The organism is Macrococcus animalis (assembly GCF_047425875.1).
In the GTDB taxonomy this organism is placed as follows: Bacteria; Bacillota; Bacilli; order Staphylococcales; family Staphylococcaceae; genus Macrococcoides; species Macrococcoides animalis.
The window spans coordinates 1,105,119-1,123,028 of the sequence record NZ_CP179727.1 but is presented as its reverse complement, the minus strand read 5'-3'; the positions used below and the strand labels follow the sequence as shown (position 1 = coordinate 1,123,028).

Annotated in this window: 16 protein-coding genes; 13 read left to right on the top strand and 3 right to left on the bottom strand. The window is 31.8% G+C overall.

Annotation, left to right across the window (positions count from 1 at the left end):
- The first annotated feature begins 68 nt into the window (after positions 1-68).
- On the top strand, positions 69-1,298 hold the full coding sequence (locus ACMGE9_RS05890; protein WP_414044309.1) for a carboxylate--amine ligase: 1,230 nt from the start codon (positions 69-71) through the stop codon (positions 1,296-1,298).
- 58 nt (positions 1,299-1,356) lie between these two features.
- Here ACMGE9_RS05890 and ACMGE9_RS05885 read toward each other — a convergent pair whose 3' ends face one another.
- Positions 1,357-2,208, bottom strand: a complete 852-nt coding sequence (locus tag ACMGE9_RS05885) for a VOC family protein (RefSeq protein ID WP_414044308.1) — start codon at positions 2,206-2,208, stop codon at positions 1,357-1,359.
- Position 2,209: 1 nt separating this feature from the next.
- Positions 2,210-2,614, bottom strand: coding sequence for a DoxX family protein (locus ACMGE9_RS05880; RefSeq protein ID WP_414044307.1), 405 nt, complete (start codon positions 2,612-2,614; stop codon positions 2,210-2,212).
- A gap of 230 nt (positions 2,615-2,844) precedes the next feature.
- Between ACMGE9_RS05880 and ACMGE9_RS05875 the strand changes: the two genes are divergently transcribed.
- From ACMGE9_RS05875 to ACMGE9_RS05850, 6 genes are all read left to right on the top strand, one after another.
- Complete coding sequence (locus ACMGE9_RS05875; RefSeq protein WP_414044306.1) at positions 2,845-4,149, top strand: MFS transporter; 1,305 nt, start codon at positions 2,845-2,847, stop codon at positions 4,147-4,149.
- A gap of 255 nt (positions 4,150-4,404) precedes the next feature.
- On the top strand, positions 4,405-5,886 hold the full coding sequence (locus ACMGE9_RS05870; protein WP_414044305.1) for a hypothetical protein: 1,482 nt from the start codon (positions 4,405-4,407) through the stop codon (positions 5,884-5,886).
- A 44-nt stretch (positions 5,887-5,930) separates the two neighbouring features.
- Positions 5,931-7,094 carry an ABC transporter permease gene (locus ACMGE9_RS05865; protein ID WP_414044304.1) on the top strand — a complete coding sequence of 388 codons (1,164 nt, stop codon included), beginning with the start codon at positions 5,931-5,933 and terminating at the stop codon, positions 7,092-7,094.
- Positions 7,091-8,020 carry an ABC transporter permease gene (locus tag ACMGE9_RS05860; RefSeq protein WP_414044303.1) on the top strand — a complete coding sequence of 310 codons (930 nt, stop codon included), beginning with the start codon at positions 7,091-7,093 and terminating at the stop codon, positions 8,018-8,020. The genes ACMGE9_RS05865 and ACMGE9_RS05860 overlap by 4 nt, the downstream gene beginning before the upstream one ends.
- Complete coding sequence (locus tag ACMGE9_RS05855; RefSeq protein ID WP_414044302.1) at positions 8,017-8,682, top strand: ABC transporter ATP-binding protein; 666 nt, start codon at positions 8,017-8,019, stop codon at positions 8,680-8,682. Before ACMGE9_RS05860 ends, ACMGE9_RS05855 begins: the two co-directional genes overlap by 4 nt.
- 26 nt (positions 8,683-8,708) lie before the next feature.
- The gene (locus tag ACMGE9_RS05850; RefSeq protein ID WP_414044301.1) at positions 8,709-9,080 is read left to right on the top strand and encodes an iron chaperone; all 372 of its coding nucleotides are present in this window, start codon (positions 8,709-8,711) and stop codon (positions 9,078-9,080) included.
- A 101-nt stretch (positions 9,081-9,181) separates the two neighbouring features.
- On the opposite strand, the gene ACMGE9_RS05845 is transcribed toward ACMGE9_RS05850, so the two are convergent.
- Complete coding sequence (locus ACMGE9_RS05845) at positions 9,182-10,921, bottom strand: ABC transporter ATP-binding protein (protein ID WP_414044300.1); 1,740 nt, start codon at positions 10,919-10,921, stop codon at positions 9,182-9,184.
- 220 nt (positions 10,922-11,141) lie between these two features.
- On the opposite strand from ACMGE9_RS05845, the gene ACMGE9_RS05840 reads away from it, so the two are divergent.
- From ACMGE9_RS05840 to lrgB, 6 genes are all read left to right on the top strand, one after another.
- Complete coding sequence (locus tag ACMGE9_RS05840; RefSeq protein WP_414044299.1) at positions 11,142-11,777, top strand: FMN-dependent NADH-azoreductase; 636 nt, start codon at positions 11,142-11,144, stop codon at positions 11,775-11,777.
- A gap of 417 nt (positions 11,778-12,194) precedes the next feature.
- Positions 12,195-13,961 (top strand): acyltransferase family protein, encoded by a 1,767-nt coding sequence (locus ACMGE9_RS05835; protein ID WP_414044298.1) that lies wholly within the window; start codon positions 12,195-12,197, stop codon positions 13,959-13,961.
- A 76-nt stretch (positions 13,962-14,037) separates the two neighbouring features.
- Positions 14,038-15,789, top strand: a complete 1,752-nt coding sequence (locus ACMGE9_RS05830) for a LytS/YhcK type 5TM receptor domain-containing protein (protein WP_414044297.1) — start codon at positions 14,038-14,040, stop codon at positions 15,787-15,789.
- A complete protein-coding gene (locus ACMGE9_RS05825) occupies positions 15,789-16,520 on the top strand; it encodes a LytTR family transcriptional regulator DNA-binding domain-containing protein (RefSeq protein ID WP_414044296.1) in 732 nt (243 codons plus the stop codon). Before ACMGE9_RS05830 ends, ACMGE9_RS05825 begins: the two co-directional genes overlap by 1 nt.
- 120 nt (positions 16,521-16,640) lie before the next feature.
- Positions 16,641-17,063 (top strand): antiholin-like murein hydrolase modulator LrgA, encoded by a 423-nt coding sequence (gene lrgA, locus ACMGE9_RS05820; protein ID WP_414044295.1) that lies wholly within the window; start codon positions 16,641-16,643, stop codon positions 17,061-17,063.
- Positions 17,064-17,071: 8 nt separating this feature from the next.
- Positions 17,072-17,779, top strand: coding sequence for an antiholin-like protein LrgB (lrgB, locus tag ACMGE9_RS05815; protein ID WP_414044451.1), 708 nt, complete (start codon positions 17,072-17,074; stop codon positions 17,777-17,779).
- The last annotated feature ends 131 nt before the right edge of the window (positions 17,780-17,910 follow it).

Here is a 17,910-nt window from a genome sequence, read left to right as displayed (position 1 = left end):
TACAGAAACATAATGAATTAAACAACACGGTAAAAAGAAAATAAATAACTATAAAAAGGACAATGCGAATGGCTAAATTAAATTTTATCCCAATTATATTGGGTGCAAACATACATGCATATGCTGCAGCGGCAAGTTTCCACAAGGACTATAAGAAGAAATCTGTTATTGTAGCGGCTGATTATTTATCATTTACGAAATTTTCTAGTCTGATTAGCGATTATTATATTGATAAAATGATATACGATGATCAAATCTTTATTGATATGTTCGAAAAAATCGCAAAAAAACATGGGAAAAAGAATCGTAAATTACTGCTAATTGCAACAACAGATGAATATGTTAAGTTATTAATTAAACACGAAGCGAAGTTACGTGAAAACTACACATTTAATTTTCCAACACAAGAATTATTCAATAGCTTATATTATAAGAAACATTTTTATGAAACTGTGGCATCTTACGGTCTTGATATTCCAACGACGTATCATTTTAATTTAACAAGTATAGAAGAATTCAATGAACCGATACGATTTCCAGCAATTATTAAAGTTGATGATGGTACAGCATACTTTAATCTGAAATTTAAAGGGAAACAAAAAATTTACGTATTGAATGATTATGAAGGTATTAATCAAACCATTGCATTGTTACATAACAATGGTTACCGTGAAGATATTATTATTCAAGAGTTTATTGAAGGTAATGATCAAGATTTATGGGATATCGTTTATTATGGTGATTCCAACGGTAACGCACAAGTTATAACATTAGCACAAGTTCTGTTACAAGAACCTGCAATGACGGCAATAGGAAATTATACAGCATTAATATCAAGATATGACAAAGAATTAATGGATAAAGTAATTAAGATGATGGAAGCTCTAAACTATACTGGATTTGCAAACTTTGACTTAAAATATGATCACCGTGATGGAAAATATAAGTTTTTTGAAGTTAACTTACGTGCAGGACGCTCAAGTTCATATGTGAAAGAAACAGGGTATTCAATTGCGAGATGTTATGTCGAAGATTTAATCTTAAACCAATCACACTCAGTGAAATATTTAGATACAACGCATTTATTTACGGTTGTACCTAAAAATATAATCTTAAAATATGTTAAACAGAAAACATTACGTAAAGAGATTAAACAATTATTATACAAGCATCGTTATTACAATCCACTGTATTATAAACGCGATAGCTCGTTAAAACGTAAAGCATACTTATTAATGAGAAATGCTAAGTATCATTTAAAATATAAGAATAGCCAATGGTATAAAGACCAAAAATAATGACCTACACTTTGTAGGTCATTATTTTTGGATTTATTTAATTGTGATATCTGTTCACTTAATATGTTAAGATAATGCGATTGCCTGAAGGATCAATCGTTACTGTTTGATTGTTGTCAGTAACTACAGTTGCACCTAATGCGTTTAAGTTCTCTACAACTGCTTGTACAGCTGCTGCGTCGTTATACATTAAAGTATAAGATACTAAGCCTACAGCATTGTCAGATGAATGTGGCGCGCCTTCACCGTTCCAAGTATTGACTCCGATATGGTGATGATATTTATTTGATGATAAGAATAATGCTTGAGCACCGAATCGGTTCACAACATCAAAGCCTAGGCCTTCTGTATAGAATTTCTCAGTATCTTGTAAGAATGAAACGTGTAAATGAATATGCCCCATAACTGCATCTTCAGGCATGCCTTTCCAGAAGTTTCCCGGTTCAACGTGTTGCATTAGACGTTCAAAGTTTAATGGGTCAACTGCCATTGCAACTTCATCGTTAGACCATTGCCAAACACTAGGATCTCTATCGATATAAATTTCGATTTCATTACCATCAGGATCAAAGATATATAATGCTTCACTTACTAAATGGTCTGAAGCACCAATTTGTACCCCATGTTCTCTTAATTGGATAACAATATTTGCTAAATCTTTCGGAGTTGGTAAAAGTATCGCAAAGTGATAAAGTCCTGCGCGACGTTGTTCTTTCGGTAATACATTGTTAGGTTGTACAAGTGTTAATATATTTGTTTTGCCGTCTGCTGTAAGTTCAGCAGCGTTTGCTGTTTGATTTAATACTTTAAATCCAAGTACTTCTGTGTAGAATACTAAAGATTGTTCCAAATTAGAAACATTAACAGCAACGTTTGAAACGAATGTTGTGGGTTTAATGTGAAAGTTCATGTTATTTTCCTCTTCTATTCATAAATTTTTGGTCGATTGCGTAAACCGAATCATTGGCTAAAGCGAAGAATAATGATGCAACTAATAATAAGACATCGAATTCATATCCTGCTGTTTTACCATTACCCATAAATCCTGCTGCTAGTTTTACTTTGAATATTGCTACGGCTAATACTGCGACAAATAACCAACCTACAAGCTTCGTTTTTAATCCTAGAGTCATCATAATGCCACCGACAATTTCAATAATTGCAACGATATATGCCATGAAGCCTGGTAAGCTTAAAGATTCAAAGAAACCGACAGTATTTTCAATACCTCCTTGGAATTTTGCTAAACCGTGTAAGAAAAATGTAATACCTACAGTTATTCTTAATAATAATGTACCTAATTGATGATTTTTCATATGCGTATTGCTCCTTTATTAATTAAAATATAAACTTAGTATACTTAATATACCTAGTTACGTCAAGTATATTAAGTATAATATTTATATCTCAGTCGAGTAAATACATAATTTGTTGCAATTTATATGATGGTATTTCAATAATTTACAATAATAAAACAGAAAATTTATAGTATTTATTTTAATTCATCGCTAAACTATTATTAATACATTAATTTAAGGAGTATGTGATGAAAAAGGATATCAAATTATTACTATCACTACCAATTTTCAGCTGGGCACTCTATGATTTTAGTAATACGATTTTTAGTGCGAATATCGTTACACTTTTTTTCCCACAATTTGTAACTGAGCAATTCGGATCAGACCCTGTGACAGAGCAAGTATCTTCAACTTGGATCGCGTATTCAGCAAGTATCGCAGCTTTATTACTTATTGTGTTAAGTCCTATATATGGTGTGTATATTGATAGAACGCAAAAGAAAAAGAAATGGGTCATTATTTTCACATTAGTCGTATTCGCATGTACTTTCTTAATGGGATATATTTATCAAGCTGATATGAAGCAACAAATGTGGGGTATTCCAATATCATTCTTACTCATTATTATTTTATTTACGATTGCAAAGTTTATGTATAACTCAAGTCTAGTATTTTATGATGCAATGATGAGTAACTTAGCACCTAAAGAAGATCATTCTGTGTTATCTGGATTTGGTGTAGCGCTAGGTTATTTAGGAACATTATTTGGTGTTTTAACGATTATGTATTTAGTAGGTACAGAAGATGCAGGAAAGACATTTATCCCAACAGCAATTCTATTTTTATTATTTAGTATTCCAATTTTCTTGTTCGGAAAAGATGGTAATAAGAAAGTAGATCCCAATCATCATTTAAGACAATCGAGTTTAGTTTCTGGATATAAAGAGGTCATAGAAACATTTAAACTAGCGAAGAATGATCCAGCAATTTATATCTTTTTAATCGTTTATTTCTTCTTAAATGATGCATTAGCGACAGCAATTAGTATGATGCAGCCATACGCGACTACGGTTGTTGGATTCACTTCGAGTGAATTCATTAAAATTTTTATGATTGCAACGGTATTTAGTGTTATTGGAGCGTTTGTGTTTGGTTATATTGCAAAGAAGATAGGTTCGTTGAAAGCATTACATTATGTTGCATTAGTATTAATGATTGCACTTGTTATTGCGAGTATCCCACTTCCTAAAGAGGCATTTTACATATGTGCAATTCTGTTCGGGATAGCGATGGGTTCAATTTGGGTAATATCACGTACATTAATTATTGAATTATCACCAGAAGAACATGAAGGTCAATTCTTCGGATTATTCTCAATGAGTGGAAAATTATCAGCCGTGTTTGGGCCCTTTGTATATGGAACCATTACTTTACTATTAAAGGATTATGGTCCACTTGCAAGTAGAATTGCAATATTATCACTCTTTGTGATGGCATTAGGTGCTTTTGTACTACATATTAAAGTTATTCGATTAAGTAAAAACAGACTATAGATGGTGTTGTAAATAACTAAGAGAAGATATGAATGAGCCTTTCTTTTATATCTTTAAGAGGATTTAATCTTTCACAACAATATGTAGTTTATGCTTACTCAGTATATAAACTTTACATAATTTCATTGTTAAACAAAATTTATTTCATAAATAATAAAATTTATGGGTAATTTTGTGAAAACTATTCCGTATTTAATCTAGTTTTGATATGATGGCCTTGAGCGAGAATAAAAATGAAAATATGGAGGAATTAGTATGAATAAGTCAAAAGGATTAATCTTAGGAATCATTGCAGCACTAGTATTATTAATAGGTGGTGGAGGTGCAGCAGCGTATTTCTTTTTAACAAATTCACCTAAAAATGCATATCTTCTGAGCGAACAGGAATCTATGAAGACAATGCAAGATTATTTTAATAAACGTTTTGAAAATGAAACAAAATTTCAAGAAAAAATAAAAGATGATAGCTATGCAGTCAATTTAAAATTGGGTGCAGATGTCCCAGAAACGATAGTGTCACAAATGGGCGTTCCGAAATCAGTCATTGACTCATCAAATATCGTAGTAGATATGGCACATGATAGTAAGGAAAAGTTATCAAACTTAAGTATTACACCCACAATTGCAGATAACAAATTAGGCGAATTTGCTTGGCAAGCAGATGATAAAAACCAATATTTGTCTGCACCTGTATTAAATGATGTGTTAAGTATTCCAAATGATAAGATTGTTGAAACAATTAAAAAAATCTCAGGGCCATCTACATCTACAGAAGGTATGACAAATGACACATTAAATTTAAATAATGTATTAGGCAACGCACAAGTATCTCAAGAAGATGTAAACAAAATTATTGATAGATACAGTAAAACAATTGCAGATAATTTAAATGACGAGCAGTTCAAAAAAGATAAAGAGAAAGTTAAAATCTTTGATGAAGAAAAAGACTTAGAAAAATTAACGATGACTTTACAACCTAAAGATGTGAAGAATATCTTAACTAAAGTTTTAGAACAAGCAAAAGATGATAAAGAATTAAAAGAATTAATTACAAAACAAGCAAAAGATGCAGATTATGATAAAGAATTAGATAAAGCATTAAAAGAACTTAAAGATCAAAAAGAATCTGAATTTCCTAAAATCATATCTACTATTTATGTAGACGGAAAAAATATCTTAAAAAGAAATTTAGTATTGTCTAGCGATAAAGAAGAAGTAAAATTAGATGCATTAACAAAGATTGATGATAACATAAAAATTGATATCAAAGGCTCTTCTAAAGATGCACCAGAAGCTTTTGCTTTAGTAGGTGAATCAACTAAGAAAGATAATAATTTCAAAGATGATTACAAGATTAAAATCAATGATGGTTCCGACAAAGAAATATTATTTGTAAATGATTCTAAAACAGACGGAGATAAACGTACTGATAAAGGAACTTTAGATTTATCACAACTAGCTGGACAGGATTTAAAATTAGATTATACAAATGATATGGTTACTGATCTTGGTAACAATGAACAAAAACAAAAAGCAGAATTCTCTATGAATATTCAAAATGAACCGATTAAGTTCGCTATTGATGCAGTGACTAAACTCAAACAAGATGTAAAAGTTAAATCGGATGGTGCTAAAGACTTAAGTACAATGTCTGATAGTGACCTTCAAGATTTACAACAAGAGATTACTGAGAATGCAGGCAAAGTATTTGAAGACGTGGCAAAAGATTTAAAATAGCATAATATCTTATAATCAATAATCAAACCAAAGGAGTGATAAATGTGAAACGTCAATTGTTTAGCATTTATCACTCTTTTCTTATGAAAAAGTGGTATTTGCTTGTATACATATTGTTATTGTTTGCAGCAGTCATTGGTATATTGCTTATTTTGACACAAATAAATAATAAGCAAGATGATAAGTTTTCAATTGGATTAGTTGATCTGGATCAATCAAAAGAGACGAGTATTATTCTTAAAGCAATAGGTGACGGGCAAAATATGGGACGTGATATTGAACTGAAACAGTTCGATGAAGAAACGGCGAAGAAGAGATTGAAGTCACATCAAATTGACGGTTACTTCGTATTTGATGAAGGGATGACGAGAGCATTCTATAAACAAGGTAAATTACCTATTTCAGTGTATACATATGATAAGCAGTCGGTTGAGAGTATTATAATTTATCAGTTAACAGATTCAGTGTATAGTCGGTTAATGTTATCAATGGGTGGAGCTAAAGCATACAAAACGTTATATCCGGAAACAACAAATGAAGAAATGCTTTCAATGATGACAGATATGTTGTTTACAGGACTTGATCGTAATGGTTCGTTTGATGAATCACCAATTAAACTTTATGATCCATACCAATATTATACGTTAGCAGTTTACTTTATCGGGATTTATATGTTTGCTTTATCTCTATTCAGTATCTTAAAAATGAACCAAGACAATGCATTGAAAGAACGACTTGCAATGTTTCACTTTTCTTATGAGAAGTTGACGCTTGTAAGAGGGATAATGAGCCTGTGCTATACTGCCACAGTCGCAACCATTGTTTTAATATGTATCATTAGATATATGCCAACATATTTTGAAAGTTACAATACAGTTCCATTAGCTATGAATATCACAATATATATATTTATAATTATATTGAGCTTAGTGTTGATTGAATTAATGCCAAAAATATTACATATATTATTAAAGTGTATATTAACTTTATTGATTATTGTATTTTCAGGTGCAACGATACCATCTATTTACTTTAAAGACATATTGGGTGGCGTGTTAAATTATCAACCGTTTAGACATATCTTCAATCATTTAGTTGAACTTGTGCTGAACAACTATTTAATCAAAACAGATAGTCTGTTTTATCTCCATATCGTTATACTATTATTATTACTTATTATTATGCTCATATGGAGGTATAGACGATGAAATCAATTTTATACCTTGTTGTGAAAAAACAATGGATGGCATATTTGACGTTATTGCTGACGATACTATTATCATGTTTAACGTTGTATGGAATTCAGCAAAAAATGAATGCGGTTTTTAAGATGCCAATTGCTGTGCAAGATCTAGATAATACAAAAGCGTCTAAACAATTGATTCAATCATTAAGTAAAGATCAGTTTATAACGATTAAACAGATTGATGCTGACGATTCTTTTATTGAGGATAGTATTAAAGCCAATGTTGCAGTGCTAAGTCTTTCTATTCCTGAGGGATTTGAAGAGAAACTAAATGATCAGTCGTTACGTGATGCGATTACTTTATATTATAGAGATGATTTTGTCGGAACAATTGCCCAGGAAATAACGAGCAAATCATTATATGAAGCTCAAATTCCCTATATCGTAACCTATCATATTAATAAAAATTCCAATGTTGAACTGACTAAGGTTAAGCAAAAGTATCGAGAATTGACGCCTACAAGTCATATGAAACAATATGCGATTGAAAAACACTCAGATAGTTCGATTAGTTTAAGTTTGATCTATTCTATAATATTATTTGTTGCAATGATACAAATGATTGTACATCAACGATTAAAGCAAAATGCAGCACTAAATCGATTGTATATGTTTAACCAAATGAAGATTAATCTCCATTTGGTGTTCATTACAATTCACACGATTATCATAATGTCATCACTATTAATCATTGCCCAAGTGATGCATCAACAAATGAGTATGAAGTTCTATATGATTTGTTTTATCTTTACACTAATTTATGAATATGTGCTAAGTCTTTTATTATTTGAAGTGAATATGAAAAGTCACAGATTATTCATGACTGTGACTTTCACAATTGCGTTGATTACATTATATATGTTGGTTGTGATGGGGGAATTGTTATGATTGAAATTCATAATTTAACAAAAAGCTATGGGGAAAAAGAAATATTTAATAAGCTGAATACGATATTTACAGATAGGTCTGTTACTATTCTACTTGGTGAAAACGGTGCTGGGAAGTCGACGTTGCTAAGGATGATTGCGAAACTTGAATCACCTAATAGTGGAGATATCAAATATTTCGGGACAGTTTTATTATCAAAGGATTTAAAAGAAAGATTAGGATACATCCCACAAGATATCGCTCTATTTGAACATATGTCAGTTAGAGAGAATATTAACTTCTTTAAAGGTCTCTATAAAAATCCAATCAGTGAAGATTTAATTGCAGTATATAAACAATCACTCAACTTAAATGAAGATTCCAAAAAGATCCAATCACTTTCAGGTGGCACGAAACGGAAAGTAAATATGCTAATCGGACTGTTAGGTAATCCAGAGATTATCATATTAGATGAACCTACAGTGGGGATTGATTTAAAGTCAAGATATGATATTCATCGACTGATTAATCAATTAAAACAAGATAAATTGATTATATTAACGACACATCATTTAGATGAAGTTGAAGCAATAGGTGATAAAATAAAGCTCATAGGAAAGGACCCGTTCTATAAAGAAGTCCTTATTGAAAAAGGATGGGAATTTGAAGATATGCTACAATAATAATAAATCTTACTTGGAGGTATATTATGCATAAATTTGACCCGTTTTTTGATAAATTAGAAGATGTGAATCAGCTTGGAAAAGTTCAGGATTTATTTGAATGGGTTGAGAAGACTTTCCCACAATTAGAACGTGAATTTAAATGGAATACGCCGATGTATTCGGATCATGGAACATTTATTTTAGGAGTAAGTACAGCAAAAGCACATATCTCTATTGCCCCAGAGAACAAAACAATGGAACGCTTTAAAGATAAAATAGAGGCGGCGGGCTACACACAAACTGCTGGGCTATTTAAAGTGAAATGGAAGCAAGAATTTGATTATAATTTATTAAAAGAAATGATTGAATACAATATTGAAGATAAGAAAGATGTAGAAACATTCTGGAGGAAGTAATTTTTAGACTACTGAGTCTTCGTTAAAGATACTAAAAACAAAAAGTTACCTAGAATTAAAATAATTTTAGGTAACTTTTTGTTTTTAGTTTATTAAATAGACTACCGATTAAACTGTTGTTCCGTAAACGCACGATACATATCATGTGTTCGAATCAGTTGTTCATGTCGGCCACTGCCTGTTAATTTACCGCTTTCTATAAAAATGATATTGTCTGAATTAATAATAGTAGATAAACGATGAGCGATAACGAGTACAGTCCTACCACTCATGAGCTCGTTTAAAGCCACTTGTACGTATTTCTCACTTCGTGCATCTAAGCTTGCAGTTGCTTCATCAAGCATTAACAATTTTGGATTTCTTAAGAATGCACGTGCAATCCCAATGCGTTGTTTTTGTCCGCCAGATAGCTTGATTCCGCGTTCGCCTACTTCTGTGTCTAATCCATTTTCGAGCGTTTCAATAAATTCTTTAGCATAACTTTGTGTAATTGCGCGTTCAATATCTGCTTCGGAATAATTATCTTCTGATCCATAAAGAATATTATCTCTAATCGTTCCAGATGTAATGGCACTTTCTTGTGCAACATAACCGATATTTTCGCGTAGTACTTTTAGAGGGATATCACGGATATCCACGCCGTCGATTTCAATTGCGCCATTTGAAACTTCATAGAAACGCTCAATTAGTGAGAATATTGTAGACTTACCACTTCCACTTGGACCAACGAAGGCAATCGTTTGGTTGTTTGGTGCATCAAAAGAAATATTCTCAAGGACATTCGTTTCACCATCGTAACTGAAATCAACATGATTAAACCGTAAATGATTGAATTGGATATTTTGTTGTTCTAGTGCATAATCAGGTTCTTTCTCCATCTTCAAGATATCAATAATACGTTCGGTTGCACCAAGGGCTTTGTTATATTCATTAAAGAAAAGACCAAACGTAGTCATGGGCATAATGATTTGAAATAAATATAGTAAGAAAGCTACAAGCTTCCCAATGGTTAACGTGTCATTAGCTACGCGGATTCCGCCATAACCGATAATTAAAATAATCACGAACATCATGACAGTAGACATTAAAGGGGATAAAAAGGCATTGACTTTAGCTTCTTTCATCCCATATTCATACAGTTTGTGAATACCACGTTGACCTTTAACTTTTTCAAAGTTTTCTCCATTAAATGATTTCATTAATCTAATTTCGCTTAATGTTTCTTGTAAACTACCTGAAAATTCAGCAGTTTCTTTTTGTAAAGAACGTGATATTTTAGACATTCTACGGCCTAAAGGAATCATAATTGAGATTGATAATGGAACAGCAATAAACATTATTATCGCCATCTTCCAGTCAAGTATAAATAAAATGACAACTGATCCAAGTACCGACATTAATCCGCTAATTACACTAGGGAAATGAGAGGTGATTAAATCTTTTAAAACTGCAGTGTCATTTATAATTCTACTGACTGATTCACCACTCTTTGTCATATCAAAGTATTGCACGGGTAATTTTAAGAATTTTTCCCATACTAAATTTCTTAAACCTTTAATTACACTTTGTCCAACATTTGATAGAACGTAGTAAGACACACCATTAAATACTGCACTGAGTAAAAATACAGAAATAATAAGTATAACCATCATGGGTGTAATCTTTGATGCATCGAAACCATCGATAAAATTTTGCGTTAACATCGGAACGATTAATGATGCGATGGTTCCCAGTAATGTTAAGGAGATACCGAACACGAATAATCCAGTACGAATATTGGATTGTTTAATGAGAGATATGAAGTCTTTAAATGTAGCATTTGATTTCTTAGATTTATCCATATTAACTCCTAATTTTTTGTTTTAGATTTTTCTTTAATTGAAGTCTAGTTATTCTAATTATGATAACAGTATTAAGGATAAGCAAATTTAAAGTGTTTATCTTAATAAATATATATTTAAAGTTAAAAAGATTTTAGTTGACTATTTCTCAAAATTAAATATAATAAGTATATCAAGTATAAAAAATAAATTAATATTAAATTAAGAGGAGTAATTACACATGACTAAAGTATTATACATTACAGGACATCCTAATGATGAAACAGTTTCATTCTCAATGGCTACAGGGAAAGCCTTTATTGAAAGCTATAAAGCAGCTAACCCTAATCACGAAGTAAAACACATTGATCTTTACGAAACGTTCATTCCTTTAATAGATAAAGAAGTATTTGCGGGATGGGGTAAATTACAATCTGGTGAAGCATTCGAAACATTAACTGAAACAGAACAACAAAAAGTTGCACGTTTAAACGAATTAAGTGATGAATTTGCAGCAGCAGATAAATATGTATTTGTGACACCAATGTGGAACTTATCATTCCCAGCAATCGTTAAAGCATATATCGATGCAGTAGCAGTAGCTGGTAAAGCTTTCAAATATACAGCTGAAGGTCCAGTCGGCTTATTAACAGATAAGAAAGCTATCATTGTCCAAGCACGTGGTGGATTCTACTCAGAAGGACCAGCAGCTAATTTAGAAATGGGTAACCGTTACTTACAAACTATCTTAGGTTTCTTTGGAATTCCAAGTGTTGAAGAATTAATCATTGAAGGTCATAACGCTATACCTGATGATGCAGAATCAATTAAAGTTGCAGCAATCGAAAAAGCAGAAAACTTAGCTAAAAATTTCTAATTTTACAATAGGTTAATAAAGGTACCTATTTAGGGTATCATTACACAAATTTATTTACTTAAGTTATAATAACTCTATAGATTTAAAAAGGAGGTTATTGTAATGACTGAAGAGAAAAAAGGTACAATTTCAGGTACTGTTAAAAATCAGACTAAAGGATCAATTGGTGGTAAGGTAAAAGACGTATCAGAAGATAAAAAATAATACGATTGAATTTTATTAGAATCACACCCCATTTTAGTGACAACTAAAATGGGATGTGATTTTTTTGTAAAGATTAGTTGAATTAGGATGATTATTGTCATAAATATTTCATATAAAAACATAAATTGGGTTGTAAAAAATTGTGAAAAAATGTATTATTAATAAAGTGTTTCATTTATGTTACGTTTATGTTAAAAGGGTGGTTCGTTTTAAATGAGAAAACAATATTTCCCTGGCCTAGATGGTCTGAGAGCCATAGCTGTTATAGCAATTATTATCTTTCACGTGAATCCTAAATGGTTACCGGGAGGATTTTTAGGCGTAGATACATTTTTTATTATTTCTGGTTATCTAATTACTACTTTATTGATTAAAGAATACGAGAATTCAGGTTCTATAAATTTAGTATATTTTTGGTATAAGCGTATTAAACGTCTATTACCTCCTGTATTATTTATGATGTTTATCGTGATTCAGTACATAATCTTTTTTGAACGTGATTTGTTTTTTCAAGTAAAAAAGGATATGTATGCTGCATTAGTCTATGCGTCTAACTGGTGGTATATCTTTGATGGATTAGATTATTTTCAAAGTTTAGAGGCACGGCCACTAAAGCATTTATGGTCACTTGCAATTGAGGAACAGTTTTATTTACTTTTCCCATTCTTGTTATTAATATTATTTAAACTTTTTAAGAAGAAAATAAATGTATTTATTGTATTCCTTATTGTTTCCTTATTATCAATGGGAATTATGTGGATATTATATGACCCTTCTAAAAGTATTTCACGTATTTATTTTGGAACAGATACACGTTTACAAACATTATTATTAGGTGCAATGTTAGCTTTAGTGTGGCCAGCGTATAAATTAAGAGAAAATCCTCCGAGAGTACTCGTATGGATTATTGATATTATTGGATTAATGGGTAGTGTATTCTTAATTCGATCATTTTTTTTCTATACTGAGCACAGTGCTTCGTTGTTCCAAGGTGGATTATATATTTTAGGAGTATTTACGTTGCTATGCATTATGGCGAGTGTCCACCCCAACACTTTAATTTCTAAAATAATGAGCCATCCCATATTGATGTGGATTGGGCAATATTCATATAGTTTATATTTATGGCACTATCCGGTCATTGTATTGATACATTCTCACTATATTCAAGGGCAAATTCCTTGGTATGTGGATGTATTTTCTTTAATCGTTACTTTTATAATGGCAATTATTAGTTATCGATTTATTGAGCAACCTTTCAGAAAAAGAGGTTTAAAAACGTTTGTCGATGTGAAGTCAGTCAAACAATTTACGACACTAATAGTAAGCCTATATTTACTATTATCGACACCCTATTTAGTGAAAACAGCAACAGCTAATATGACGGAAATTGAAGAGAAGATCGTAGTTAAACAAACAAAATCTATCGCACCAGCAGTAAAACGCATTTCAGCTATTCAACTGGATAAAGTTTTACCCCATAAAGATATTACTTCGAATGTGTATCCTTATGCACCATTATTTATTGGTGATTCTGTATTAGTTGATATCAACTTTGCTACAAAAAAAGTATTTCCAAATGCGACAATTGATGGTGAAGTAGGTAGAAATATCTATGAGGCAATTCCTATTGCGAATAAATATTTAGAATTTAACCGTAAAGACGGCATAATTGTATTGTATTTAGGAACAAATGGTGATTTTGAAGATGTTCAAATGAATGCAATATTGAAGAAGTTTGAAAAAGCACAAGTCTTTTTAGTGACCGCACGTGTGCCTAAGGATTATGAAGCACATGTTAATGAAGAAATGTATCGTTCAGCTGAAAGATATAATAATGTGCATATTATTGATTGGTATAAAGCATCTCAAGGTCACCCAGAATATTTTGCGAAGGACGGCATTCATTTAGAAAACTCAGGTATAAAAGCAATGAACAAAGTTGTTACTAATGAAATAATAAACGTTATAGAAAAATAGTAATTGAAAAAAGGATAGGGTTCTATCCTTTTTTTCGTGTTTACAGTTATAATGTGGTTAAATAAGGAGGCAAATCATGTTAGAACTTTTTATATTATTGCTTGAACGTGTAGGATTAATTATTATTGTTGCTTATATTTTGATGAATATTGCTCATTTCAAAAAAGTGATGAGTGAACGTGAAAAATTGTCATCCCAAATACAGTTATTTATTATCTTTGGCTTATTTGCAGTTATTTCAAACTTTACAGGTGTTGAGATTCGTGACAATCATGTTGTGTCTAGCCAGATCTTTAGAACGATTTCAAGCGATGCAGCAATTGCTAATACACGTGTATTGACTATCAGTGTTGCCGGACTGGTTGGAGGACCGGTTGTTGGTATAACTGTTGGTATTATATCTGGAATATCAAGATATTTAATTGGTGGTGTAGATGCATACACATATGTTGTATCATCTTGTATTATCGGTTTAGTGTCAGGATATTTTGGTCATCGAGCACTTAAAAATAATCAATATCCAACGATTGTACAAGGAATTATTTTAGGTACAGTCATGGAATTAATTCAAATGACTTGTATCATCAGCTTTGCTTCTGATTTTAATCATGCACTCGATTTAGTTTCATTTATTATATTACCGATGACACTCATCAATAGTTTAGGCACGGCAATATTCTTATCGATAATTATTTCTACATTACAACAAGAACAGCATATGAAAGCTGTACAAACACACGAGGTTCTGAACCTGGCGAATCAAACATTGCCATATTTTAGATTAGGATTGAATGAAAGGAGTGCGACACAAGCTGCTCAAATTATTAAAGATTTAATGAAAGTTTCCGCGGTTTCAATTACGAGTAAAACGGATATTTTAGCACATGTGGGTGCAGCAAGTGATCATCATGTACCAAAGAAAAAAATTATTACAGATTTATCAAAACAGGTTATTAGTTCTGGAGAAATTAAAGAAGCACACTCAAAAGAAGAGATAGGATGTACACACCCAGGTTGTCCGTTAGAAGGAGCAATTGTAATACCACTGTATGTAAATGATGAGGTTGTTGGGACTTTGAAAATGTATTTTACAGATAATAAAAAACTGACATATGTAGAGCGAAGATTAGCAGAAGGTCTCGCAGATATCTTCTCAAGTCAAATTGAACTCGGTGAGATTGAGATGCATACAAAACTACTTAAAGATGCAGAAATCAAATCTTTACAGGCACAAGTTAATCCTCACTTCTTCTTCAATGCAATGAATACCATCTCTGCTTTGATCCGTGTAGATAGTGAGAAAGCACGAGAATTATTACTAAACTTAAGTAATTTCTTTAGATCTAATTTACAAGGTGCAAGACAGAACACGATAACGATTAATAAAGAAATACAACAGGTAGAAGCATATTTATCACTCGAACAAGCAAGATTTCCCGATCGTTTTAACATTAACTTTGATATTGAAGAGAGCTGTAAAGATGCCCAAGTCCCACCATTTATTATTCAAATTTTAGTGGAGAATGCTTTTAAACACGCTTTCAATAATCGTAAGAAAGGAAACAATATTGAAGTAGTGGTAAAAAAAGATATCGATGAAATCGAAATTTCTGTAACAGATAATGGTAACGGAATTCCAATGAATAAACGTCATAAGATTGGAATGTTTGAAGTTGATTCAACTTCAGGTACAGGTAGTGCATTAGAAAATTTAAACAAACGTTTAGTAGGTTTATATAGTAGAGATGCGAGATTACAGTTCGTAACGGGTGAGGTGGGCACGAAGTTTTATACACACATCCCTTACGTTAAGGAGGAAATACTTTAATGAAAATATTAGTGGTAGATGATGAACCCCTAGCACGTAATGAGTTACAGTATCTAATCAATACTATAGAAGATACTCATGAGATTGATGAAGCGGACTCTGTTGAAGAAACACTGACAGCATTACTGTCTGAGACATATGATTTATTGTTCTTAGATATTAATTTGATTAATGAAAGTGGTTTAGACTTGGCGCAGAAAATTAATAAGATGAAGTCACCACCGATGATTGTTTTTGCGACTGCACACGATACATTTGCAGTAAAAGCATTTGAGTTAAATGCATTAGACTATATCCTAAAGCCTTTCGAACAAAAGCGTATCGAAATTGCGCTTGAAAAAGCAGTGAATCGGTTGCAACAAGTTGAACAGCATGAAACAAGCGTCCAAAACAAACAAATACCAGCAACGATTTCAATTCAAAAAGATGATAAGATATATGTCATAAATACACATGATATTATTGCAATATATGTAGAAGATGGAAAATTAAATATTGTGACCGTATCAAACGAGTATATAATAAATGAGCCGCTTAGTTCATTTGAGAAAAAAATGCCCAATGATGAGTTTTTGAGGATTCATCGTGCGAGTATTATTAATAAAAATCACATAAAATCAGCTGAACAGTGGTTTAATAACACATATCAAGTGAAACTTACCAAAGATGTGAAGTTACAAGTATCTCGATCATATATAAAGCAATTTAAACATGAGATAGGGCTAAAATAGTTTAAGCCTTATCTTTTTGCATTTCATCTTTTGATTTTTGCATTTCGTCAAGAAAACGCTTTAATTACTTACTTTCCGTTGTAATATAAGTACAAGATAAAAAACGGGAGGTCATTTAAAATGACAAATACAAAAACTTATAATTTCTTTCATCAAGCAATCGTCGTATCAATTATTCTGCTTATCTCTAAAGTCATCGAATCTTTCATGCCAATTCCGATGCCAGCCTCAGTGATTGGACTTGTTTTATTATTCATCTGTTTATGTACTGGTATTGTTAAACTTGGCCAAGTTGAAAAACTTGGTACCACTTTAACGGATAACATAGGTTTATTATTCGTACCAGCGGGTATCTCAGTTGTTAAATCATTGGGTTTGATTAGTGAACACCCATTCTTAATTATTGGATTAATCTTTATCTCTACAATTTTGTTATTATTATGTACTGGATTCTTCTCTCAAATGCTTGTGATGACAACTGAGCGTAAAAAGAAAGCTTCAGATAAAGAGATTAAAAATTACCGTAAAGTTGAGGTGCATTAGTCATGACAATGTTAGATCACTTAGGTGTGAATACAGTATACTTTGGGATTTTATTGACAATTGTACCATTTGTAATTGGGCAAATATTATTTAAAAAGTCCAACGGATTTTTCTTGTTTGCTCCATTATTCGTAGGTATGGTTTTTGGTATTACCTTTTTAGCAGTTACAGGTATCGATTTTGATACATATAATAAAGGCGGAAGCATCATTAGCTTCTTTTTAGAACCAGCAACGATTTGTTTTGCGATTCCGTTATACAAAAAACGTGATGTATTGCAAAAATATTGGCTACACATTATGGGTGGTATTGCTTTAGGAACTACTGGTGCAATCTTTGGTATCTACGGTGTGGCGAAATTATTTGGCTTTGGTAAAGATGTGATTGCTTCAATGTTACCGCAAGCAGCAACAACAGCTATTGCACTACCGGTTTCAGAAGGTATTGGTGGTATTCCTGAATTAACATCATTAGCAGTTATCTTAAATGCAGTTATTATCTACGCATTAGGTAATAAAATGCTTCGCTTTTTCAAAATTAGTAACCCTATCGCAAGAGGACTTGCATTAGGAACAAGCGGACATGCATTAGGTGTATCGGCAGCAACTGAATTAGGTGAAACAGAAACATCAATGGCAAGTATCGCTCTTGTAATAGTAGGTGTAATTGTAGTAGTAATCATCCCCATACTTACACCCATCTTACTCGGTGCTTAATATAGTTAAAAGTAGTTAAATGAAATGACGAAGAAAAGGATTAGCAAATGCTAATCCTTTTTCTTATACAAGCATATTTTTTGAATGTTACATAATCCATATGATATTATATTTATGTAACATAGGAGGAC